Here is a 21,304-nt window from a genome sequence, read left to right on the forward strand (position 1 = left end):
GGCAGACATGAGCGAACCGCTGCGCATCGGAGTCCTGGGAGCCGGGCGGATCAGCGGGGCCTCGCTGATCGGCCCGGCCCGGGCGACCGGCCACCGGGTCGTGGCGGTGGCCGCCCGCGACCGGGCCCGCGCCGAGGCCTACGCGGCCGAGCACGGTGTGGAGCGGGTGGCGGGGTCGTACGCCGAACTGATCGCCGACCCCGAGGTGGAGGCCGTCTACAACCCGCTCGCCAACGGGCTGCACGGGCCGTGGAACCTCGCGGCGCTCGCCGCCGGCAAGCATGTGCTGAGCGAGAAGCCGTCGGCGAGCAACGCCGAGGAGGCCGCGGAGGTGTGGGAGGCGGCCGCGAAGGCCGGGACGGTCTTCATGGAGGCCTTCCACTACCTGTTCCACCCGGTCACCCGGCGCCTCCACGAGATCCTCGCGAGCGGGGAGATCGGGGAGCTGCGGCACGTCGAGACCATGGTCGCGATCCAGGCGCCACCGGACGGCGATCCCCGCTGGTCGCTGCCGCTGGCCGGCGGGGCGGTGATGGACCTCGGCTGCTACAGCCTGCACGCGCTGCGCATGCTGGCCCCCTGGGCGGGCGGCGCCCCGCGCCTGGTGTCCGCGCGGGGTAGGGAGAGGGCGGGCGCTCCGGGTGTCGACGAGTGGCTGGACGCCGATCTGGCCTTCCCGGGCGGTGCGACCGGGTCGGCGCGTTGCCACATGGCGTACGACCGGCTGGAGATGAGCTGCCGGATCATCGGTTCGCAGGGGGAAGTCCGGGCGCCGAACTTCGTGCTGCCGCACACGGACGACCGGGTCGTGGTGCGCACGGCCGACGGCGAGCGCACCGAACGGCTCGGCACCCGGTCGTCGTACACCTACCAGCTGGAGGCGTTCGCGGACCGGGTGCGCGGGGGTGCGCCGCTGCCGCTGGACGCGGACGACGCGCTGTCGACGATGACCTTGATCGACGCCGCCTACCGGGCGGCCGGGTTCGAGCCGCGGCCGCGCGTGTCCTAGCTGTCGCGCAGCTCGGCCAGGCAGTCCAGTGCCGAGGTCAACTCGCCCGCGCCGTGCGGCTTGCGGGCCTCGGCCACCGCCTCCACGGCGTACGCGCCGGCCTCGGCCGGGTCGCCTGTGGCGCTGTGGCAGCGGGCGAGGTCGACCAGGAGCCGTACCCGCAGCGGCAGGACGATCTCGGGGGCGGCCCACGCGAGTGGCCCCCGAAGCGCCGCCCGGGCCTCGGGACCCACGCCCAGCGCGTCCTCGTACCGGCCCAACGCCCGCAGTACACCGACCAGTTCGGAGAGCACCTGCGGCCGCACCAGCTCGACGTGCGCCAACTCCCGCAGTGACATGGCGGCGAGGAGCGCGGCACACTCCTCGTAGACGGCCACGGACTCCTCGCTGCGGCCGACCGCGGCGAGCAGCATTCCGTAGGTGCGCAGCGCCCCGGACAGGCTTCCGAGCGCGCGGTCCCTGCGGTCGGGGGCGGACAACGCGCGGTACGCCTCCACGCTCGCGTGGGCCACCGACACGGCCTCCTCGGCCCGGCCGGTGCCCGCGAGCGCCTGTGCCCGCACGTCCCCCAGGAAGGCGCTCAGCGCCGGCGACTCCTGGTCCGGCACGCCGGCTGCGGCAGCGTACGCCTCCTCGTGGCGGCCGGACAGCAGCAACGCGTGGGCACGCAGCGCGAGGGCGCGCCCGAGACCGTCCTCATCGGCCGTCGCGCGGTAGACCGCGACCGCCTCGTCGGCCCAGGCGAGCCGCCGCGCGGCCGACGGCGACCGCAGCCCCGCCCAGGAGGGCGTGACGCAGTGCGACAGTGCCGCCCCGAGCAACGGTCCGCCCCTCTCCGGCGCCAGCCGGGCCGCCGCGCGCGGCAACGGCAGCAGTATCCGTACGAGTCCCATGCGCACCCCCTCGCCGCCCCGCCGAGGACAGCCGCGCCATGGTCGCACAGGGGCTCACGCCGAGGCCGCGATTCACCGAGTACGTAGCGAGCACGGGGGAACTTCGCCGAACTCCCCCGCACAGCACGGAGTCATCCGTACAGCGCGGGCCGTTCCACGAGTTCCACCGGCACCCGGCCGCCCTCGTTCAGCGACCGTACGCCCGCCTCGCACACCGCGGCCGCCGCGTAGCCGTCCCACACGCCGGGGCCGGTGACCTCGCCGCGGCGGGTGGCGTCGACCCAGGCCTGGACCTCACGGTCGTAGGCGTCGGCGAAGCGTTCGACGAAGTCCTGGGCGATGGTGCCACCCCAGCGCCCTGCCATGTTGGTGACCATGGCGTGGCCGTCGCCGACGCGGGCGGTGCCGCGTTCGCAGACCGCCTCGGCCTGGACCTGGTAGCCGAAGCCGCAGTTGACGAAGATCTCCACGTCGGAGAGGGCGCCGCCGTCGGTCTCGAACACGACGAACTGGGGGTCCTGGAGGTCGTCGGGAGCGTTCGCCGACGGGGACGGGCGCATGACGGTGACCGCCGTGATCTCGTGTCCGAGCAGCCAGCGGGTCACGTCGGCCTCGTGGGCCACGGAGTCGCTGATCAGCATGGAGCTGGTGAAGAAGGGCGGGCTCGCGGCGTTGCGGTGCCGGTTGTGCAGCATGAGCGGCCGCCCCAACTGGCCCGTTCCCAAAAGGGACTTGAGCTTCATGTACTCGGCGTCGTAGCGCCGCATGAAGCCCACCTGGGCCCGCCGCCGCCCCAGTCTCAGCTCGGCCTCCATGACGCGCAGTGCCGAGGCCGCGTCGGGAGTGAGCGGCTTCTCGCACAGCACCGGCAGGTCGTGCTCGAATGCCTGGAGAAGTGCCGCCTCGTGAGCGGGCCCCGGTGAGGCGATCAGCACGGCGTCCACGTCGGCCGCCGCCATCGCGGAGGCCGGGTCGGTGTAGGCGGTGCAGCCTTCGACGCGGGCGGCGATCTGCTTGGCGCGGTCCGTGTCGAGGTCCACGACGGCGCTCACCCGGGCGCCGCTGACGACCTCGTGGAGACGGCGGACGTGGTCGGCGCCCATCTTGCCGGTGCCGATGACGGCGACGCCCAGCGTGGCTCGCTCGGTCATGGTCATCCCTTCAGGCGCCGCAGGACCTCAGGAACTTACGGGTGCGCGCCGCGATCGGCAGCGGCTTGTCCGGCTCGCACGGGTACATGTCCTGCTCGACGATGGCGAACAGTTCCACACCGAGCTTCTGCGCGGCCACCAGCACCGGCTCCAACTCCGGTACGCCGGACGGCGGTTCGCACATCACCCCGCGCTGGACGGCCGGACCGAACGGCACCCCGCCCCTGACGACGTCCGCGAGGACCTCCGGGTCGACCTGCTTGAGGTGCAGATAGCCGATGCGCTCGCCGTACGTCTCGATGAGCTTGACGCTGTCCCCGCCGCAGTAGGCGTAGTGCCCCGTGTCCAGGCAGAGGTTGACGAGCTCGGAGTCCGTCGAGTCCAGGAAGTGCTCGACGTGGTCCTCGGTGTCGAGGTGGGTATCGGCGTGCGGGTGGACGACGAGGTCGAGCCCGTACACCTCCTTCACCTCGTGGCCCAGCCGTTCCATGCCCTTGGTGAGGTGCGCCCACTGCTCGTGGGTCAGCTCGGGCGGCTCCAGGAGCTCGGCGGTCCTGTCGTCGCGCCAGAAGGACGGGATGACGACGAGGTGCCGGGCGCCGACGGCCTGGGTGAGCGCGGCGACCTGGCTGACGTGCTCCCAGGTCGGCTCCCATACCGAGGGGCCGCGGTGCAGACCGGTGAAGACCGTGCCCGCCGAGACCTTGAGGTCGCGCCGGGCGATCTCGTCGGTGAGGCGGGCCGGGTCGGTGGGGAGATAGCCGTACGGCCCCAGCTCGATCCAGGAGTAGCCTGCCTCGGCGACCTCGTCCAGGAAGCGTTCCCACGGCACCTGGACCGGGTCGTCGGGGAACCAGACGCCCCAGGAGTCCGGGGCCGAACCGACGCGGATACGGTCGAGCGGGGCCGCCATCTCAGGCCTTCCCCTCGCCGGCGGTGGCCGCGGTGAGGTCGTCCTCCTCGGGGAGGGCTTCGGTGTCGACACCGCGGACCTGGGACAACTCGTGCTTGAGCGCGGCGAGTTCGGCACCGCCGGCCATGTGGTTGGTCAGCTCCTCCAGGGTGATCCGCTCGCGGGGAGCGGACAGTTCCATGGTGCCCAGGCGCAGCACGCTGAAGTGGTCGCCGACCATGTAGGCGTGGTGCGGGTTGTGGGTGATGAAGATGACCCCGAGACCGCGGTCGCGGGCGGCGGCCACGTACTTGAGGACGACGCCGGACTGCTTGACGCCCAGGGCTGCGGTGGGCTCGTCCAGGATCAGGACGCGGGCGCCGAAGTAGACGGCGCGGGCGATGGCCACGCACTGGCGCTGGCCGCCGGAGAGGGTGCCGATGGGCTGTTCGAGGTCGTCCAGGACGATGCCCATCTCGCGCAGCTCGTGGTCGGCGGTCTGCTTCATCTTCTCGATGTCCAGACGCCGGATCGGCCAGGGGCCCTTGGTCATCTCGGAGCCGAGGAAGAAGTTGCGCCACACCGGCATCAGCGGGACCACGGCCAGGTCCTGGTAGACGGTCGCGATGCCCTTGTCGAGGGCCTCGCGCGGGGTGCTGAAGCGCACCGGGGTGTTGTCGACGAGGAAGTCGCCCTCGGTGTGCTGGTGCAGCCCGGAGATGATTTTGATCAGGGTGGACTTGCCGGCCCCGTTGTCGCCGAGCACGCAGGTGACCTGGCCGGGATGGACCGTCAGGTTCACCCCGTGCAGGGCGCGGATGTTGCCGTAGGACTTGCCCGCGTCGCGCAGCTCGACGATCGCCCCGCCGTCACCGCCGGGGGCGGTCTCGGGGGTGTCGGCGAGGATCGCGCCGTGCGGGCCGGTCTCTTCAGTGGTCATAGTGCGGTTACCTCCGGGTCGCGGTGCGGCTGACCCACAGATTGATCATGACGGCGCCCAGCAGCATCACGCCGAGGAAGGCCTTGAACCAGTCCGGGTTCCAGTTGGCGTAGACGATGCCCTGCTGGACCATGCCGAACATGAACGCCCCGAACACCGGTCCGATCGCGCTGCCCGCGCCGCCGGTCAGCAGACAGCCGCCGATCACCGCGGCCGAGATGTAGATCAGTTCTTGGCCGACGCCCTCGCCGGACTGCACGGTGTTGAAGGAGAACAGGTTGTGCATGCCGACGAACCAGGCGCCGAAGCCGACCAGCATGAACAGGCTGATCTTGGTGAAGGTCACGGGGACGCCCACGGCCCGGGCGGAGTCCTTGTTGCCGCCCACCGCGAAGATCCAGTTGCCGTACTTGGTGCGCAGCAGCACCCAGGTGGCCAGCGCGGCGAAGATCAGCCAGTACACGATGGTGATCTTGATCTGGACGCCGCCGACGTCGAAGGACGATGCGAAGACCTTCTTGGCCTGGTCGAAGCCGTCCATGTCGGAGATGTCGTCGGTGGCCACGTTGCCGGTGACCAGCTTGGTCACCGCCAGGTTCACGCCCTGCAGGATCAGGAACGTGCCCAGGGTGATCAGGAAGCTGGGCAACCCGGTCCTGACGACCAGCCAGCCGTTGAGGAACCCGATCGCCAGCGCCACCAGCAGCGCCACGACGATGCCCACCCACACGTTCAGGGTGAGCTGGAAGGCGAACATCGACGCGGTCAGCGCCGAGGTGATCACCGCGACACCGGAGGAGAGGTCGAACTCCCCGCCGATCATCAGCAGCGCCACCGGCAACGCCATGATCCCGATCGTCGACGACTGGTAGAGGATGTTCGCCATCGAGCTGCCGTCGCGCACCGGCGGGGCAGCGATCAGGAAGAACACCCACACCGCCACCGCACCCAGGAACACACCGACCTCCGGACGCGCCAACAGACGCCACGCGAGCGGTCGTTCCGCGGTCCGGCCGTCCTTGACCTCGCCCGGGCCGGAGGCCGGCGGTGTCGTCACCGCCGGCTCGGCGTGCTGGGTCATACCCATCACCTGGTGCCCTTCGCGGCGAACGCAGCCACCGCGTCGACGTTGGACTTGTCGACGAAGGCCGGGCCGGTCAGCACCGGCTGCTCGCCACCGCCCATGTAGTTGCCGTTGTTCTTGTAGAGCCACAGCGAGTCGATGGCCAGGTAGCCCTGGAGGTAGGGCTGCTGGTCGACGGCGAACTCGATGGTGCCCTTGCTGATGGCGCCCGTCAGGTCCTTGTTGAGGTCGAACGTGGCGATCTTGGCCTTGCTGCCCGCGTCGGACGCCGACTGCACCGCGGTCAGCGCGAAGGGCGCACCGAGGGTGACGACGTAGTCGATGGACTTGTCCTGCGTGAGCTTGGCGGTGATCGTCGACTTCACGGACGGCATGTCAGTGCCGTTGACGTTCAGCGTCTGCAGCTTGCCGGTGAAGGTCTTCTTCACACCGTCGCAGCGCTGGGTCAGGCCGATGTTGCCCTGCTCCTGGATGACACAGACGGCACTCTTGGCGCCGGCCTCGTTCAGCCGCTTGCCGAGTGCCTCGCCGGCCACGGACTCGTCCTGACCGAAGAACTCCATCAGGCCGAGCTTCTGCCAGTCGCTGACACCGGAGTTGAGGCCGACGACGGGTATGCCTGCCTTCTTCGCCTTGGCCACGACGTCCTTGAGGGCGTCCGGCTTGGCGAGGGTGATCGCAATGCCGTCGACCTTCTGGTCGATGGCGTTCTGGACCAGGTTGGCCTGGCTGGCCGCGCTCGGGTCGGCCGAGTAGACCAGCTTGACGTTGTCCTTGGCGGCGGCGGCCTGGGCGCCCTTGCGGACGATGTCCCAGAAGGTGTCGCCGGGCGACTGGTGGGTCACCAGCGCGATGGTCATCCGGGGGGTGGTGGCCTTGCCCGCGGAGGCGCCGTCCGCGCTCTCCTCGGACTTCTTGCCGCCCGAGCTGCTGGAGCAGCCGGCGAGCGTCAGGGCCGCGGCCGCAGCCAGGGCCACGGCGGGAGCGAATCTCCGCGAACGGGAGAGAGAAGAGCGGTCCATCTTTCCTTGCACCTCACTGTGCGACGGGGGAACGTCGGGAAAGGGGGCGGGATCTACGAAAACGCGCCAACTTGCGTTGGGACGGGATCCAACTCCCCTGGCGCGGCCGCTGTCAATACTTTGTTAAGACATCATTTCACGATCAGGTCCGAATGTAAGTACAAACTATTGACAGCGTCGCCCTTCGAGCCCTACACCTGGGATGCAACGGGCCCGGAGGGCCTCGCATCCCCAGTCCGGATCGAGGAGCGTCGCGCATGGTCGAGCCAGTCCAGCAGTTCGACGTGATCAGTATGGGCCGGATCGGAGTTGATCTCTACCCGCAGCAGTCCGGGGTGCCGCTGGCGCAGGTCCGGTCCTTCGGGAAGTTCCTCGGGGGGTCGGCCGCCAACGTCGCGGTCGCCGCCGCCCGGCTCGGCCGCTCCACCGCGGTCATCACCCGCACCGGAGCCGACCCCTTCGGTACGTATCTGCACCGGACCCTCACGGATCTCGGCGTCGACAACCGCTGGGTGACACCGGTGGAGGCCTGTCCGACCCCGGTCACTTTCTGCGAGCTCTTCCCGCCGGACGACTTCCCGCTGTACTCCTACCGCCATCGAACGGCACCTGACCTGCGGATACACACCGACGAGCTCGACTACTTCGCCATCCGCGCGGCCCGGATCTTCTGGATCACCGGCACCGGTCTGAGCGAGGAACCGAGCCGCTCGGCCACGCTCGCCGCGTTGAAGTGCCGCGACCGGGCGGGCACCACGGTCTTCGACCTCGACTGGCGGCCCGAGCTGTGGAGCGGCACGGCCTGGGCGGACCCCGACGAGGCCCGCCCGTACTACGCCGAGGCCCTGCGGCACGCGACGGTCGCGATCGGCAACCTCGACGCGTGCGAGATCGCCACCGGAGTCCGCGAACCCCGGGCGTGCGCCGAGGCGCTGCTGGAGGCCGGCGTGGAGCTCGCCGTGGTGAAGCAGGGCCCGAAGGGTGTCCTCGCCGTGCACCGGGACGGCACCTCGGCCGAGGTCCCGCCGATCCCGGTCGAGGTGGTCAACGGTCTCGGCGCGGGTGACGCCTTCGGCGGCTCGCTCTGCCACGGCCTGCTGTCCGGCTGGGAACTGGAGAGGACCGTGCAGTACGCCAACGCGGCCGGTGCCCATGTCGCCGCCCGCCTAGCCTGCTCCTCCGCGATGCCGACGCAGGCGGAGGTCGACGGCCTCCTGAACGGCGTCCCGTCGTGACCGCGTACGGGCCACGGGGCTGCCGTACGACGATCCCGGCACCCGGCGGCAACCGGTCCTTGCTCCCTCCCCACCGGCACGACGAGCACCGCCTCGATGAACACCGCCGCTCCCTCTACACCGCACCGGAGAAGTTCTGATGAGCACCACCACCCGCCTGACCGTCGCCCAAGCCCTGGTCCGGTTCCTGTCCGTCCAGTACACGGAGCGGGACGGCGTACGGCACCGGCTGATCGCCGGGACCTGGGGCATCTTCGGCCACGGCAACGTGGCGGGCATCGGGCAGGCCCTCCTGGAGGCGGGCGAGGGAGCGATGCCCTTCCACCAGGGCCGCAACGAGCAGGCGATGGTCCACGCGGCCGTCGGCCACGCCCGCCAGCTCAACCGCCTGTCGGCCCAGGCGGTCACCACGTCGATCGGTCCGGGCGCCACGAACCTGGTCACCGGCGCGGCCCTGGCGACGATCAACCGCCTCCCGGTCCTGCTCCTGCCCGGCGACTACTTCGCCACCCGCGCCGCCGACCCGCTCCTCCAGCAGCTGGAGCACCCCACGGAGGCGGACGTGTCGGTGAACGACACCCTGCGCCCGGTGTCCCGCTACTTCGACCGCGTCCACCGCCCCGAGGCTCTGATCCCCTCCGCCCTCCAGGCCATGCGGGTTCTCGCCGACCCGGCCGAGACGGGCGCGGTCACCCTCGCCCTCCCCCAGGACGTGCAGGCGGAGGCCTACGACTGGCCGGAGGAGTTCTTCGCCGAGCGGGTGTGGCGGGTACGACGGCCCGCGCCGGACCCGGTGGAGCTGGCGGAGGCGGTCAGGGCGATCCGGTCCGCCGATCGCCCCCTGATCGTGGCGGGCGGCGGAGTCCACCACAGTGAGGCCGAGGAGGCGCTGAAGGCCCTGGTGGACGCCACCGGCATCCCGGTCGCCTCGACCCAGGCGGGCAAGGGCTCCCTGCGCCACGACCATCCCGCCGACGTGGGCGGCATCGGCCACACCGGCACGGCGGTCGCCGACGACCTCGCGCGCACCGCGGACCTGGTCATCGGCGTGGGCACCCGCTACTCCGACTTCACCACCGCCTCCGGCACCCTCTTCCAGAACCCGGACGTCCGCTTCCTCAACCTCAACATCACCGCCTTCGACGCCCACAAGCTGGCCGCGCGGACGGTCGTGTGCGATGCGCGAGCGGGTCTGGAGGCGCTCACGTCGGCGCTGGAGGGCCACCGCGTGCTCGCGGCCTACGAGGCCGAGTACGGCACGGGCAAGGACCGCTGGGAGCAGGTCGTGACCCGGGCCTTCGAGGCCGCGGACGAGAGCGCGGTGCCGACCCAGACCCAGCTGCTGGGCGCGCTGGACGCGGTCGTCGGCGACGAGGACGTGGTGATCAACGCGGCGGGCTCGCTCCCCGGCGACCTGCACAAGCTGTGGCGGGCCCGCAGCCCGCGCCAGTACCACCTGGAGTACGGCTACTCCTGCATGGGCTACGAGATCCCGGCGGCGATCGGTGTCCAGCAGGCGACCCCGGACACCCCGGTGTGGGCGCTGGTCGGCGACGGCACGTACCTGATGATGCCGACGGAGCTGGTCACCGCGGTCCAGGAGGGCCTGCCGATCAACCTGGTCCTCATCCAGAACCATGGCTACGCCTCCATCGGCGGCCTGTCGGAGTCGGTGGGCGGCGAACGGTTCGGCACGGCCTACCGCTACCGCGCCGCCGACGGCACCTTCAGCGGGGCCCCGCTCCCGGTCGACCTGGCGGCCAACGCGGCGAGCCTCGGCATGGACGTCCTGCGCGCCAAGACCGTACGGGAGCTGCGGGAGGCCCTGGCCACGGCCCGCTCCTCGGACCGCCCGACCTGCGTCTACGTCGAGACGGACACCGCGACCCCGACCGCTCCCCCGGCGGAGGCCTGGTGGGACGTGCCGGTGGCGCAGACGGCGTCGCGCGAGGCCGCCGTGCGGGCGCGGACGGAGTACGACCGTCAGGCGGCCGCTCGCCGCACCCACCTGTGACGTCCCGCCCCCGACCCTTTGAGGGAGGTATCTCCATGGCGAAACCCGGCGCCACGTCTCGTGCCGCGACCGCGCCCGCGCTCGACTGCCTGGACTTCGCCCTGGACCGGGGCAGTCCGGTGCCGCTGTACTACCAGCTCGCCCGGCAGCTGGAGGAGGCGATCGAGCACGGGAAGCTCGCCCCGGGAAACCTCCTGGGCAACGAGATCGACCTCTCGATCCGCCTCGGCCTGTCCCGTCCGACGGTCCGCCAGGCCATCCAGACCCTGGTGGAGAAGGGCCTGCTGGTCCGCCGGCGCGGGGTGGGCACGCAGGTGGTGCACAGCCAGGTCAAGCGCCCCCTGGAACTCAGCAGCCTCTACGACGACCTGGAGGCGGCCGGGCAGGGTCCGGCGACGCGTGTCGTTCGCCACGAGACCGTGCCGGCCTCCGCCGACGTGGCGGCCGCCCTGTCCCTCCCGGAGGGCAGCGCGGTCACGGTACTGGAGCGCCTGCGCCTGACCCACGGCCAACCGGTGGCCCTGCTCTGCAACCACCTGCCCACCGACCTCCTCGACCTCGACGACGCCCGCCTGGAGTCCACCGGCCTCTACCGCATGCTGCGCACCGCCGGCGTCACCCTCCACAGCGCCCGCCAGACCATCGGCGCCCGCTCGGCCACCGCCGAGGAGGCCGCCCGCCTCGACGAGGAGGAGGGCGCGGCGGTCCTGACCATGCAGCGCACGGCCTACGACGACACCGGCCGCAGGGTCGAGTACGGCAGCCACATCTACCGGGCGTCGCGGTACACGTTCGACTTCCAGCTGCTCGTCAGGCCCTGACACAGGGGGCCGGACCTCAGCTGCGGCCGACTCAGTGCGCCCCGTCCAGCCGCGCCCGCTGCTCCCCTGTCAGCTCCAGATCCACCGCCTCCAGGTTCTCCTCCAGCTGTGCCAGGGAGGAGACTCCCGCGAGCGGGACGATCGGGAGGTCCGAGCGGATCTGCCAGGACAGGACCACCTGGTTGACGGTGGCGCCCGTCTCCTTCGCCACCTCGGCCAGGGCCCGCAGTCGGGGCGGGGTGCCCGGGTGGTCGAAGTCCGCGGGGAGGCGGTCCGGGTGGGTGTAGGCGCCCTTCAGGAGGGGTGAGTACGCGACCAGGGTGAGGGCGGGCTCGGCGCGCACGTAACTCAGCAGGTCCGCGCCCGCGTGGCCGAGGCTGCCGTCGGGGAAGAGGTCGTCGGGTATGTCGGTGCGGGGGCGCAGATGGCTGTGGGCGTACTGGAGGACCTCGTAGCCGGGAAGGCCGGCCGCTGCCGCGAGGGCCCGGGCCCGTTCCACCCGCCACACCGCGTGGTTGCTCACGCCCAGCAGGCCCACCGTGCCCTCGGCGACCAGTTCGGCGAACCCCTCCACCGTCTCCTGGAGCGGGACCCTGTGGTCCTCTATGTGCGCGTAGAGGAGATCCAGCTTGGCCACGCCGAGGCGTTCCCGGCTGCGTTCCGCGGACTCGCGGATCACCTTGGCCGACAGGCCCTCCGCGTTGTCGAGGTAGCTCGTGCCGGGGGCCAGGGGGCGGGCGCCGAGCTTCGTGGCGATGACGATCTCGTCGCCGACGCCGCGGCTGCGCCGCCAGCGGCCCAGCAGTTCCTCGCTCTGGCCGCCCTGGCCGCCGTCCTCCCAGAAGGCGTAGTTGTCGGACGTGTCGATGAAGGTGCCGCCGGCCTCGGCATAGCGGTCCAGGACGGCGAAGGAGGTCTCCTCGTCGGTCCGGGAACCGAACAGCATCGTGCCGAGCGCGAGGACACTGACCTCGCGGCGGGTCGCCGGGTCGGTGCCGATGGTGCGGTACTTCATGGTGATTCCCTCCCGTGTGTACCCGTCTTCGGGGCACACACGGGAGTCTTCATCTTGAAGCGCACTTCAAGTCAAGGGCCGGCGTGCTCACTTGGCGAACGGGCTCACTTGGCGAACGGCCCCTCCAGCGCCGCCCATTGGAGCAACATGATCGTCTTGGCGTCGGCGATCTCCCCGGTACGGATCATCTCCAGGGCCCTGCGGAAGGGCAGTTCGAGGATCTCGATGTCCTCGCCCTCCTCGTGGAGGCCCCCGCCCTCGTGGGTACGGGTCGACGAGGCGTACTCGGCGGCATAGAAGCTGACGCGCTCGGTGACCGAGCCGGGGCTCATGTAGACGTCGAAGACGTGGCGGACCTCGCCGATGGTGTGGCCGGTCTCCTCGACGACCTCGCGCCGTACGGCGAGCTCGGGGTGCTCGTCATCGTCGTCGAGCAGACCGCCGGGGGTCTCGATCAGCAGCCCGTCGGGGTGGCCGTTGACATACACCGGGAAGCGGAACTGGCGGGTGAGCAGGACGGTTTCGCGTTCCGTGTCGTACAGCAGCATGGTGGCGCCGTTGCCGCGGTCGTGGGTCTCGCGCTGCTGGGTGCACCAGGTGCCGTCGGCGCGCTGGAGGTCGAAGGTCGTGGCCCGCTCGACGTACCAGTGGCTGGACAGCAGTTTCACCTCCCGGACCTTGACGCGCGGGTTGCCGGTCAGATCGAGGCCGGTGCGGTCGAGCCCGGTGCGGCCCCGGCGGTCGGGGATGTCGGCGCCCTCGGTCATCGGAGACCCGCCGGGCGGGTGGAGGAGCGGGAGAAGTGCGAGTTGGTCATGACCGCTTCTACCATTCCGGCGCGGGCCACGTCCCGTGCGGCACCCCTTCCCCGGCGGGCCGCACGGTGCTTAGCGTGCTCGTATGGATCATCCGCGGCAGCCGTCCCTACGGCACTTCGACCACTGCCCCTGGCTCTTCGCCGACGAGGCGACCGCGGAACAGCGGGCCGCACAGCGGGAGGTGCAGGAGGGGATCGGCGGCGACACCGGGATCGGTGAGCGGTGCTACGTCGCCGAGTCCGCGGCGGTGTTCCCGGACCGGCTGCGGCTCGGCGACGACTCGTACATCGCCGCGCACGCCTATGTCACCGACGAGCTGACCACCGGCTCGGACTGCACGCTCAACCCGTTCACCACGGTGCGCGGGAACGTCGTTCTCGGCGACGGCGTCCGCATCGGCGCCCACACCTCGCTGCTCGGCTTCAACCACTCCATGGCCCCCGACCGGCCCGTCTTCCGCCAGCCGCTCACCAGCCGCGGCATCCGGGTCGGGGACGACGTCTGGATCGGCTCACACGTGATCGTCGTGGACGGCGTGACCATCGGCGACCACTGCGTGATCGGGGCGGGAGCGGTGGTCACCCGAGATCTCCCGGCATGGTCGGTGGCCGCGGGCAATCCGGCACGCGTGCTGCGGGACCGCCGGGAGCCGGCGACGGGACGGGCCGAGCTACGGTCGGCTGGTGGCCCCACAACTACGACCGGGTCGGAGACCGGCCCCCCTCCCGGACCAGGGACGCCGACCGAGAACGATCCGGCGCGGGCACTGCGGGACCGGCGGAAGGCGGGGGTGGTGGACGCAGCGGTGGAGGCCGCGGCGCCAGGGGCAGCGATACGGCCCGACGGCGGCCCCACGGCTACGACCCGCCCGGCGGCGAAGGACACGGAGGCTCCCACGGTCGGGAGCGCAGGGGCAGCGGTGGGTCTGGCGGGGGCGCGGCCAGGAGGCGGCCGTACGCCTGTGTCCGGCGCCGGACCCGGACCCGGACCCGGACTCGGACTCGGACTCGGACTCGGACTCGGACTCGGACTCGGACTCGGACTCGGCGATGGTGATCTGGCCGCCTTCGCCGGCATCGCGCGGGCCCAGGCCGGCGAGCTGCTCGACCGTTGCTGGGACGGTGGGCGATACGTCGACCGGCCCGGTGTCGCGCCTACCGTGCGGGCCCACTGCGATGCCGTGGAGATCGCCGATCTGCTGCTCGGGGACGTGCCGGAGCACCTGTCCGCCGAAGAGCACAGCGAGCGGCTGAGCGGGCTCCAGGATCCCAAGAACGGTCTCGTGCCGGAGTTCGGCGAACCGCTTCCCGTGACGGACGCCGACGGGTTCATCGGGGAGGGAGCGGCGCTCTATCACGTGCTGTGCGTGGGATACGCCCTCGATCTGCTGGGCACCGGTCTTCCTCATCCGGTGTGCGGGGCCGGGGACATGACTGCGCGTCAACTCCTCGCGCGACTGGACGCGTTGCCCTGGCGGACCGGGGCGTGGGGCGCCGGTGCCTGGGTCGACAGCCTTGCCACCGCGGCCCATTGGAACCTGCGGCACAGCGACGGTGGCGGCGCGGGCAACGGGACGCCGGAGTCGCTGTTCGGCTGGCTGCTGACCAGGGTCGATCCATGGACCGGGATGTGGGGCAGCCCCTCCGCCGAGGAGGGCCGGCTCCAGATGGTCAACGGCTACTACCGGCTGACCCGGGGATCGTTCGCGCAGTTCGGGCTACCGGTGCCGTATCCCCAGCGGGTCGTGGACACGGTCCTGGACCACGCCCGCGACACCCGGCATTTCGGGCCCGGGCGGGAGAACGCCTGCAATGTGCTCGACGTCGCCCACCCCCTGTGGCTGTGCACCCGGCAGCTCGGCAAGGCGGCCGGCGGCTACCGCTCCGCCGAGATCCGCGACTGGGCCGAGCGGCAGCTGTCCGCGGTCCTGCGCCGCTGGCAGGACGGCCGGGGCCTCGGCTTCGGCCCCGGCGCCGCGGGACCCGGCCCCGAGCCCGGCCTCCAGGGCACGGAGATGTGGCTGGCCATCACCTGGTACCTCGCCGACCTGCTGGGCCGCTCCGACGAACTCGGCTACCGCCCCCGCGGCATCCACCGCCCCGAACCGGCCCGACAGGGAATCGGCGGTCTCGGCTGAGCCGACCGGGGGCCTCCCTCGGCTCAGGAGATCTCGAACGCTCCGAGGTCCGGCGCCTGCCCCCGGTACGGCAGTCCGACGTTCACGCCCTTGTCGATCAAGGTGCTGTCGGCTCTGGGGCGGAGACCGGGCGGCACGGGCAAGCTCCCGTCGCTCCGGCGGGGCGCGTCCCAGCCGGACGTCGACACGCTCTGGAACTGGCCGTCCGACAGGGTGACGCCCAGGTTCCAGGAGTTGTTCGCGGCGCTCGTGCCGGTCATGTTCGATGTCAGCGTGCCGGTGTACGCGAGGTTGTTGCGCAGGTTGCCCCGGCCGACGGCGGCGCCGGCCGCGTCGACGCCCAGCATGTTGAAGTCGGGGTGATTGCCGTACCCCGTGTTGTTGAAGTAGTCGTTGGCGACCGGGTGGTGGTTGGCGTAGAAGCCGGACGCCCGGTTGAGGAACGCCACCGACGTGCGCACGGTGTGCTTGACGGCCCCGGCGTCGTAGTCACCGCCGTAGCCGCCCGCCTTGAAGCCGGTGCCGTTGCCGGCCGCGGTGGTCGTGCCCGGCATGTAGCCATTGCGCCACGCCCACGAGTTCTCGATGGTCACCGACGAGTAGGCGCTGATGAGGTCGAAGCCGTCGTCGGCGTTCCACCACGCGCGGCAGCCCCGGAACACGTTGCCGGGGCGGCCCGCCGAGATGTGCGCGCCGAACCCGTCGGCGTTCTCTCCCGCCCCGTTGGAGGAGTTGGTGTCGTAGTTGTCGTGCGAGTCGGAGTTGAGGACGAGGTTGCCGCCGCCGTTCTGGAGGAACAGGCCGGGTCCCATGTGGTGGTGGGTGTTGATCTGCTCGAAGGTGTTGTCGCTGCCCGAGATCCAGATGCCCCAGGACTCGTGGTTCAGCTTGTTGTTCTGTCGTACGCCGGTGACCTCGAGGCCCTTGAGGTGGATCCAGCTGCCGGTGACGTCGAAGCCCTTGATGCGGCAGTCGTCCGTCATCCCGGAGAAGTCGAAGACCGGCTTCTCCCCCGGAGAGGCCCAGTAGCGGATCGGGCTGCCCGAACTGCCGCTCTTGTTCAGGGTGATGGCGTCGACTCTGGCCGTCTGGCTCGTGCAGTCGCTGTTGGCGCGGGTGTAGCGGTAGGTGCCGCCCCGGAAGTACACGGTGTCGCCGGGCTGGGCGACGGCCTGCGCGTGGGCGATCGACGCCCAGGGGGCGGCCTGCGTCCCTGCCGCGCTGTCGCTGCCGTTCGGGGAGACGTAATAGGTGGTCACGGCCGCCGCGCTGCTCACGGCCCCCGAACCGGCCGGGATCGTGAGGGGGCTCAGGGCGACCGCCGAGATCAGCAGCGCCCGCCCCACAAGCTGGGCAGAACTCATCGTTGACTCCAGGTTCATCCGTTGAGGAATCCGTCCAGGGCCGCCGTGGGGCGCCGTGTGCTCTCGTCCCAGGCCGAGCTGTTGTAGCCGTTGAACGACGGATAGCCCTCGGGCTCCCAGAAGAAGGTGCCGAGACCGCCGAAGCCCTGCAGCCCCGTGACGAACGCCTTCAGCGAGTCGCGCACCTGCGTGGGCTTGCCGACCGGTCCGCCGTACTCGACCTGCATGACCGGCTTGCCGTAAGTGGACTGGATGGTCTGCATGTTGGCCAGCACGGCGGGCACGTTGCCGCCCTGCGCGTACGAGGACAGGCCGGTGATGTCCCACCTTCCGCCGTTGTCCCGGTACGCATTGAGGAAGTTCTGGACGCTCGCCAGGTTCTGCGGCTGGGCGAGGTGCACCAGCACCGGTGTGCTCGGGAAGACCTGCTTGGACATGTCGTACGCCGCGTTCAGCAGGCCCGTCATCTGAGCCGGCCGCGTGACGCTGCCGACCGGTTTGCAGATACCGGAGTTGGTCTCGTTGCCGATCTTCACCCAGGCCGGGGTGACGCCATGGCTCTTGATGACGTTGCACGAGTGGTACACGTAGTCGTACATGGCGTCGAGCATCTGGCTGTAGGTCATGCCCGCCCAGGCCGCCGGCGGGTTCTGCACCCCGACCGAGTTCCAGGTGTCGCCGAAGTGGAAGCCGACGAGGACCTGCATGCCGGCGTTCTTGGCCCGCTGCGCGAGTTGGGCGGTCTCCTCGATGGAGCAGTGCCCGTTGGCCGGATCGCTGGAGGGGTTGACCCAGGTGCGCAGGCTCACCGCGGTGATGCCGTACCCCTTGAGGATCGTGAACAGGTCCTGGCGCACTCCGGCGCTGTTGTTCCAGTAGTAGCCCTGCGCCTCCATCTGCGGCAGCCAGCTGACGTCGGCGCCCTTGACGAAGGTCGCGGCCTGCGCGGGGGTCGCCAGGGGGCCCGCGCCCAGGGCGAGCGCGCCGGCGCCGGCGGCCGCGCCGAGCAGGAGGGTGCGCCGCGGTAAGCCGGAGGGGCCGGTTCGTTCGGTGTCGGTCATGTGGGGGTTCCTCGGTTCATCGGATCCGGACCGCGGACGGCCCGGGTGGGGGTATGGCGATACGGAACGCCTCCCGCCGCCGGGCCGAGCCGCTTGCCGACCGTTACCGGGGCGGGAGACCGCCGGGACTTCGCCTGTAGGTGGCCGCCGGTCCCGGTGAGGTTGCCGCCCGCGTGACCGAAACCGTCCTGAGTCCCGGAACACACGAATAGGACCCCCGTAGGCGCCCGCCTCGCGCCGCCGACTGATCCTCACAGCGCCCGCCGCGACCGCCCGCTCATGCGGCCTGTTGGCCCCCGGCGCCCCTCGACGACGCCCACCGCGCCTTTGCCGTCCGGGACTCCCCGCTTCACTCGGCCGCAGATCGGCGCACGCATCCGACGCATGAGACGATCGCCCGGCTCGTCCAGGTCGGGGCCGCCTGTCGGCCCCCGGGCTCCGACGAACCGGACCTACTCGAACGCCCTGCTCAGTGCACCGGAATGATGTCGGGGGCGCCGAGCCGTACCGCGTCGGCGGTCCGGTCGTCCGGCTGCTGCTGGGCCTCGCGTTCGGCGGCCACCCGCTTCAGGTAGTGGTCGACCTCACGGTGCCGGCGCGCTCGGTCCCACCCCAGGTGAGGCGCCATCAGTTCTGCGACGGTCTGCGCCGCGTCCACCCCACGGTCCCAGGACTCGATGGAGATCCGGGTCCGGCGGGCGAGCACGTCCTCCAGGTGACGGGCACCCTCATGGGTCACCGCGTACACGGCCTCGACCCGCAGGTAGTCGTCGGAGCTCGGCAACGGCTCGCCGAGCGAGAAGTCGGCCGCGACCATGGCGAGCAGCTCGTGCACCAGGGAGCCGTAGCGGTTCAACAGGTGCTCGACGCGGGCGACATGCAGCCCGGAGGACTGGGCGAGGTTGTGGCGGGAGTTCCAGAGGGCCGGGTAGCCGTCGGCGCCGAGCAGCGGAACGCGGTGCGTGACGCAGTCGGGCACTTTCTCGTCCAGGCCGCGGGCCGCCTCGTCGACCGCGTCCTTGGCCATCACCCGATAGGTCGTGTACTTGCCGCCCGCCACCACGACGAGGCCGGGTACCGGGTGGGCGACCAGGTGCTCCCGTGACAGTTTGCTGGTCTCCGCGGCCTCGCCGGACAGGAGGGGACGCAGACCGGCGTAGACGCCTTCGACATCCTCCGGAACCAACGGCGTGGCCAGGACGCTGTTGACGTGTTCCAGCAGGTAGGTGACGTCCTGGGAGCTGAGGGCGGGATGGGCCTTGTCCAGTGTCCAGTCGGTGTCCGTGGTTCCGATGATCCAGTGTCGTCCCCAGGGGATGACGAACAGCACGCTCTTCTCGGTGCGGAGGATCAGCCCGGTACGGGAGTTGATCCGGTCACGGGGGACCAGCAGGTGTACGCCCTTGGAGGCGCGGACGTGGAACTGGCCGCGCGTGCCGGTGAGGGCCTGGGTGTCGTCGGTCCACACACCGGTCGCGTTGATGACCTGCTTGGCCCGCACCTCGGTTTCGTCGCCGGTCTCCAGATCCGTGACAGCGGCTCCCACCACCCGCTCGCCCTGCCGCAGGAAGCGGCTGACGCGGGTGCGGTTGGCGGCCAGCGCTCCGTAGGCGACGGCCGTGCGGACGAGGAACAGGGTGTGCCGGGCGTCGTCGACCTGGGCGTCCCAGTACTGGATCGCGCCGACCAGGGCGTCGGAGCGCAGCGCGGGGGCCTCGTGCAGGGCTCGGCGCTTGAGCAGGTGGCGGTGGTGGGGCAGACCTCGGGAGGTACCGGAGGCCGCGGCCATGGTGTCGTACAGCAGCACGCCGGCGCCGACGTACGGCCGCTCCCGGATCCGGTGTCGCAGGGGGTAGAGGAACGGCACCGGACGCACCAGGTGAGGGGCCAGGAACTGGAGCAGGAGTCCGCGTTCCTTCAGGGCTTCGGCGACGAGCCGGAAGTCCAGCATCTCCAGGTAGCGCAGGCCGCCGTGGATGAGCTTGCTGGAGCGGCTGGACGTGCCCGAGGCCCAGTCGCGGGCTTCGACCAGGCCGACTCTCAGGCCCCGGGTGGCGGCGTCCAGGGCCGCCCCGGCGCCGACGACGCCGCCCCCGACGACGAGGACGTCGAGCTCACCCTCTCCCAGTCGGACGAGGGCCTCCGCGCGTGCCCCGGGTGAGAGAGCCACCGGGTTCGCCATGGTGTCCTCCTCGTGCAGCGGGTGCGGGTGGAGGCCGCGCACGCGGCTCGCGCGGCCCCGTTCGGTCGCTCCCGGCCGGGACCTATTCGACCTTGGCCCAGTCGAGCGTGCGCTCCACCGCCTTCTTCCAGCCCGCGTATCCCTCCTCGCGCTGTTCCTCGGACCACTGGGGTTCCCAGCGCTTGGACTCCTGCCAGTGGGTGCGCAGTTCGTCCGTGTCCCGCCAGAATCCGGTGGCCAGGCCGGCGGCGTAGGCGGCGCCGAGCGCGGTGGTCTCGGCGACGACCGGGCGGCTGACCGGGACGCCGAGCACGTCGGCCTGGATCTGCATGCACAGGTCGTTGGCCGTCACGCCGCCGTCGACCTTGAGCACGTCGAGGTGGACGCCGGAGTCCTGCTCCATGGCTTCCACCACGTCGCGGCTCTGATAGCAGATGGCTTCCAGGGCGGCCCGCGCCAGGTGGCCGCCGTCGTTGTACCGGGCGAGGCCGACGATCGCGCCGCGGGCGTCGGAACGCCAGTACGGGGCGAACAGGCCGGAGAAGGCGGGGACGAAGTAGATTCCGCCACTGTCCTCGACGGTACGCGCCAGGCGTTCGCTCTCGGCGGCGTCATTGATGATCTTCAGCTGGTCGCGCAGCCATTGCACCGCGGAGCCCGTGACGGCGATGGAGCCTTCGAGGGCGTAGATCGCCGGGCTGTCGCCGAACTGGTACGCCACGGTGGTCAGGAGGCCGTGCTGGGACCGCACCAGTTCCGTGCCGGTGTTGAGCACCAGGAAGTTGCCGGTGCCGTAGGTGTTCTTGGCTTCGCCCGGCGCGTAGCAGACCTGCCCGACGGTGGCTGCCTGCTGGTCGCCGAGCACCCCGGTGATGGGGATGGCGGCCCGCAGCGGCCGGGACGTACGGGTCTGTCCGAACGCCTCCCGGTGGGAGGACGGGCTGATGGTCGGCAGCATCGCCCGGGGGACGCCGAAGAAGCCCAGCAGTTCGTCGTCCCAGTCGAGGGTCTCGAGGTCCATCAGCATGGTGCGGCTGGCATTGGTCACGTCGGTGGCGTGGACGCCGCCGTCGGGGCCGCCGGTCAGGTTCCACAGCACCCAGGCGTCGGTGTTACCGAAGAGGGCATGGCCCTGCTCGGCCGCCTCGCGGACTCCGTCGACGTTCTCCAGGATCCACTGGATCTTGCCGCCGGAGAAGTACGTGGCCGGCGGCAGCCCTGCCTTGCGGCGGATGACGTCGCCCTGGCCCGAGCGGTCCAGCGCCGCCGCGATGGAGTCGGTGCGGGTGTCCTGCCAGACGATGGCGTTGTAGTAGGGGCGGCCGTTGCGCGGATCCCAGACGACGGTCGTCTCCCGTTGGTTGGTGATACCGATGGCCGCCAGGTCCTCCGGCGAGAGGTTTCCGTGCCGTAGGGCGTTCTGGATCACCGAGTTGGTGCGCTCCCAGATCTCCACCGGGTCGTGTTCGACCCACCCCGAGCGCGGGAGGATCTGTGAGTGCTCCAGCTGGTGCCTCGCCACCTCGTTGCCGGCATGGTCGAAGATCATGAAACGGGTGCTGGTGGTCCCTTGGTCCACCGCGCCGACGAAGTCCGCCATGGGATGCCGCCTCTCCTTGGGCTCTCCCGGGGCAGCCGGATCACGGCAGCCCCGGAAGCCGGTCAG

17 protein-coding genes are annotated in these 21,304 nt (G+C 71.0%); 5 read left to right on the forward strand and 12 right to left on the reverse strand.

Going from position 1 to position 21,304, the window contains the following annotated elements:
* Positions 1-7 precede the first annotated feature (7 nt).
* Entirely contained in the window at positions 8-1,009 is a 1,002-nt protein-coding gene (locus ACZ39I_RS09075; protein WP_467243788.1) for a Gfo/Idh/MocA family protein, read from the forward strand.
* On the opposite strand, the gene ACZ39I_RS09080 is transcribed toward ACZ39I_RS09075, so the two are convergent.
* The 6 genes from ACZ39I_RS09080 to ACZ39I_RS09105 form a co-directional block, all read right to left on the reverse strand.
* Positions 1,006-1,902 carry a hypothetical protein gene (locus ACZ39I_RS09080; RefSeq protein WP_467243789.1) on the reverse strand — a complete coding sequence of 299 codons (897 nt, stop codon included), beginning with the start codon at positions 1,900-1,902 and terminating at the stop codon, positions 1,006-1,008. The two genes, ACZ39I_RS09075 and ACZ39I_RS09080, sit on opposite strands and share 4 nt — an antisense overlap.
* A 131-nt stretch (positions 1,903-2,033) precedes the next feature.
* Complete coding sequence (locus ACZ39I_RS09085) at positions 2,034-3,053, reverse strand: Gfo/Idh/MocA family protein (RefSeq protein WP_467243790.1); 1,020 nt, start codon at positions 3,051-3,053, stop codon at positions 2,034-2,036.
* Positions 3,054-3,063: 10 nt separating this feature from the next.
* The gene (locus ACZ39I_RS09090) at positions 3,064-3,966 is read right to left on the reverse strand and encodes a sugar phosphate isomerase/epimerase family protein (protein WP_467243791.1); all 903 of its coding nucleotides are present in this window, start codon (positions 3,964-3,966) and stop codon (positions 3,064-3,066) included.
* A 1-nt stretch (position 3,967) separates the two neighbouring features.
* Positions 3,968-4,885, reverse strand: a complete 918-nt coding sequence (locus ACZ39I_RS09095) for an ATP-binding cassette domain-containing protein (RefSeq protein WP_467243792.1) — start codon at positions 4,883-4,885, stop codon at positions 3,968-3,970.
* Between the two features lie 7 nt (positions 4,886-4,892).
* Positions 4,893-5,972 (reverse strand): ABC transporter permease, encoded by a 1,080-nt coding sequence (locus ACZ39I_RS09100; RefSeq protein ID WP_467243793.1) that lies wholly within the window; start codon positions 5,970-5,972, stop codon positions 4,893-4,895.
* Positions 5,972-6,991 carry a sugar ABC transporter substrate-binding protein gene (locus tag ACZ39I_RS09105; RefSeq protein ID WP_467243794.1) on the reverse strand — a complete coding sequence of 340 codons (1,020 nt, stop codon included), beginning with the start codon at positions 6,989-6,991 and terminating at the stop codon, positions 5,972-5,974. The genes ACZ39I_RS09100 and ACZ39I_RS09105 overlap by 1 nt, the downstream gene beginning before the upstream one ends.
* Positions 6,992-7,248: 257 nt before the next feature.
* Between ACZ39I_RS09105 and iolC the strand changes: the two genes are divergently transcribed.
* The 3 genes from iolC to ACZ39I_RS09120 all read left to right on the forward strand — a co-directional run bounded on the left by iolC (position 7,249) and on the right by ACZ39I_RS09120 (position 11,061).
* Positions 7,249-8,226 carry a 5-dehydro-2-deoxygluconokinase gene (gene iolC, locus ACZ39I_RS09110; protein WP_467243795.1) on the forward strand — a complete coding sequence of 326 codons (978 nt, stop codon included), beginning with the start codon at positions 7,249-7,251 and terminating at the stop codon, positions 8,224-8,226.
* A gap of 139 nt (positions 8,227-8,365) precedes the next feature.
* The gene (iolD, locus tag ACZ39I_RS09115) at positions 8,366-10,240 is read left to right on the forward strand and encodes a 3D-(3,5/4)-trihydroxycyclohexane-1,2-dione acylhydrolase (decyclizing) (protein ID WP_467243796.1); all 1,875 of its coding nucleotides are present in this window, start codon (positions 8,366-8,368) and stop codon (positions 10,238-10,240) included.
* Between the two features lie 35 nt (positions 10,241-10,275).
* Positions 10,276-11,061, forward strand: coding sequence for a GntR family transcriptional regulator (locus tag ACZ39I_RS09120; RefSeq protein ID WP_467243797.1), 786 nt, complete (start codon positions 10,276-10,278; stop codon positions 11,059-11,061).
* Between the two features lie 31 nt (positions 11,062-11,092).
* On the opposite strand, the gene ACZ39I_RS09125 is transcribed toward ACZ39I_RS09120, so the two are convergent.
* Together ACZ39I_RS09125 and ACZ39I_RS09130 are read right to left on the reverse strand one after the other, a co-directional pair.
* The gene (locus ACZ39I_RS09125; protein WP_467243798.1) at positions 11,093-12,076 is read right to left on the reverse strand and encodes an aldo/keto reductase; all 984 of its coding nucleotides are present in this window, start codon (positions 12,074-12,076) and stop codon (positions 11,093-11,095) included.
* Between the two features lie 104 nt (positions 12,077-12,180).
* Entirely contained in the window at positions 12,181-12,843 is a 663-nt protein-coding gene (locus ACZ39I_RS09130; protein ID WP_467243799.1) for an NUDIX domain-containing protein, read from the reverse strand.
* 133 nt (positions 12,844-12,976) lie between these two features.
* Here ACZ39I_RS09130 and ACZ39I_RS09135 point away from each other — a divergent pair, with 133 nt between their 5' ends.
* Positions 12,977-15,031 carry an acyltransferase gene (locus ACZ39I_RS09135; RefSeq protein ID WP_467243800.1) on the forward strand — a complete coding sequence of 685 codons (2,055 nt, stop codon included), beginning with the start codon at positions 12,977-12,979 and terminating at the stop codon, positions 15,029-15,031.
* Between the two features lie 23 nt (positions 15,032-15,054).
* On the opposite strand, the gene ACZ39I_RS09140 is transcribed toward ACZ39I_RS09135, so the two are convergent.
* The 4 genes from ACZ39I_RS09140 to glpK all read right to left on the reverse strand — a co-directional run bounded on the left by ACZ39I_RS09140 (position 15,055) and on the right by glpK (position 21,238).
* A complete protein-coding gene (locus ACZ39I_RS09140; RefSeq protein WP_467243801.1) occupies positions 15,055-16,395 on the reverse strand; it encodes a right-handed parallel beta-helix repeat-containing protein in 1,341 nt (446 codons plus the stop codon).
* 14 nt (positions 16,396-16,409) lie between these two features.
* Positions 16,410-17,456, reverse strand: coding sequence for a glycosyl hydrolase 53 family protein (locus tag ACZ39I_RS09145; protein WP_467243802.1), 1,047 nt, complete (start codon positions 17,454-17,456; stop codon positions 16,410-16,412).
* A gap of 469 nt (positions 17,457-17,925) precedes the next feature.
* On the reverse strand, positions 17,926-19,638 hold the full coding sequence (locus ACZ39I_RS09150) for a glycerol-3-phosphate dehydrogenase/oxidase (protein WP_467243803.1): 1,713 nt from the start codon (positions 19,636-19,638) through the stop codon (positions 17,926-17,928).
* 82 nt (positions 19,639-19,720) lie between these two features.
* On the reverse strand, positions 19,721-21,238 hold the full coding sequence (gene glpK / locus ACZ39I_RS09155) for a glycerol kinase GlpK (RefSeq protein ID WP_467243804.1): 1,518 nt from the start codon (positions 21,236-21,238) through the stop codon (positions 19,721-19,723).
* Between the last annotated feature and the right edge of the window lie 66 nt (positions 21,239-21,304).

This window comes from Streptomyces sp. NPDC024687 (genome assembly GCF_055559055.1).

Bases quoted from the DNA above. Each gene is read 5' to 3' on its own strand.
- ACZ39I_RS09135 (WP_467243800.1), top strand. From the start codon at position 12,977: ATGGATCATCCGCGGCAGCCGTCCCTACGGCACTTCGACCACTGCCCC.
- iolC (WP_467243795.1), top strand. From the start codon at position 7,249: ATGGTCGAGCCAGTCCAGCAGTTCGACGTGATCAGTATGGGCCGGATC.
- ACZ39I_RS09140 (WP_467243801.1), bottom strand. From the start codon at position 16,395: ATGAGTTCTGCCCAGCTTGTGGGGCGGGCGCTGCTGATCTCGGCGGTC.
- glpK (WP_467243804.1), bottom strand. From the start codon at position 21,238: ATGGCGGACTTCGTCGGCGCGGTGGACCAAGGGACCACCAGCACCCGT.
- ACZ39I_RS09075 (WP_467243788.1), top strand. From the start codon at position 8: ATGAGCGAACCGCTGCGCATCGGAGTCCTGGGAGCCGGGCGGATCAGC.
- ACZ39I_RS09090 (WP_467243791.1), bottom strand. From the start codon at position 3,966: ATGGCGGCCCCGCTCGACCGTATCCGCGTCGGTTCGGCCCCGGACTCC.
- ACZ39I_RS09100 (WP_467243793.1), bottom strand. From the start codon at position 5,972: ATGGGTATGACCCAGCACGCCGAGCCGGCGGTGACGACACCGCCGGCC.
- ACZ39I_RS09085 (WP_467243790.1), bottom strand. From the start codon at position 3,053: ATGACCGAGCGAGCCACGCTGGGCGTCGCCGTCATCGGCACCGGCAAG.
- ACZ39I_RS09130 (WP_467243799.1), bottom strand. From the start codon at position 12,843: ATGACCGAGGGCGCCGACATCCCCGACCGCCGGGGCCGCACCGGGCTC.
- ACZ39I_RS09150 (WP_467243803.1), bottom strand. From the start codon at position 19,638: ATGGCGAACCCGGTGGCTCTCTCACCCGGGGCACGCGCGGAGGCCCTC.
- ACZ39I_RS09125 (WP_467243798.1), bottom strand. From the start codon at position 12,076: ATGAAGTACCGCACCATCGGCACCGACCCGGCGACCCGCCGCGAGGTC.
- ACZ39I_RS09095 (WP_467243792.1), bottom strand. From the start codon at position 4,885: ATGACCACTGAAGAGACCGGCCCGCACGGCGCGATCCTCGCCGACACC.
- iolD (WP_467243796.1), top strand. From the start codon at position 8,366: ATGAGCACCACCACCCGCCTGACCGTCGCCCAAGCCCTGGTCCGGTTC.
- ACZ39I_RS09080 (WP_467243789.1), bottom strand. From the start codon at position 1,902: ATGGGACTCGTACGGATACTGCTGCCGTTGCCGCGCGCGGCGGCCCGG.
- ACZ39I_RS09145 (WP_467243802.1), bottom strand. From the start codon at position 17,456: ATGACCGACACCGAACGAACCGGCCCCTCCGGCTTACCGCGGCGCACC.
- ACZ39I_RS09120 (WP_467243797.1), top strand. From the start codon at position 10,276: ATGGCGAAACCCGGCGCCACGTCTCGTGCCGCGACCGCGCCCGCGCTC.
- ACZ39I_RS09105 (WP_467243794.1), bottom strand. From the start codon at position 6,991: ATGGACCGCTCTTCTCTCTCCCGTTCGCGGAGATTCGCTCCCGCCGTG.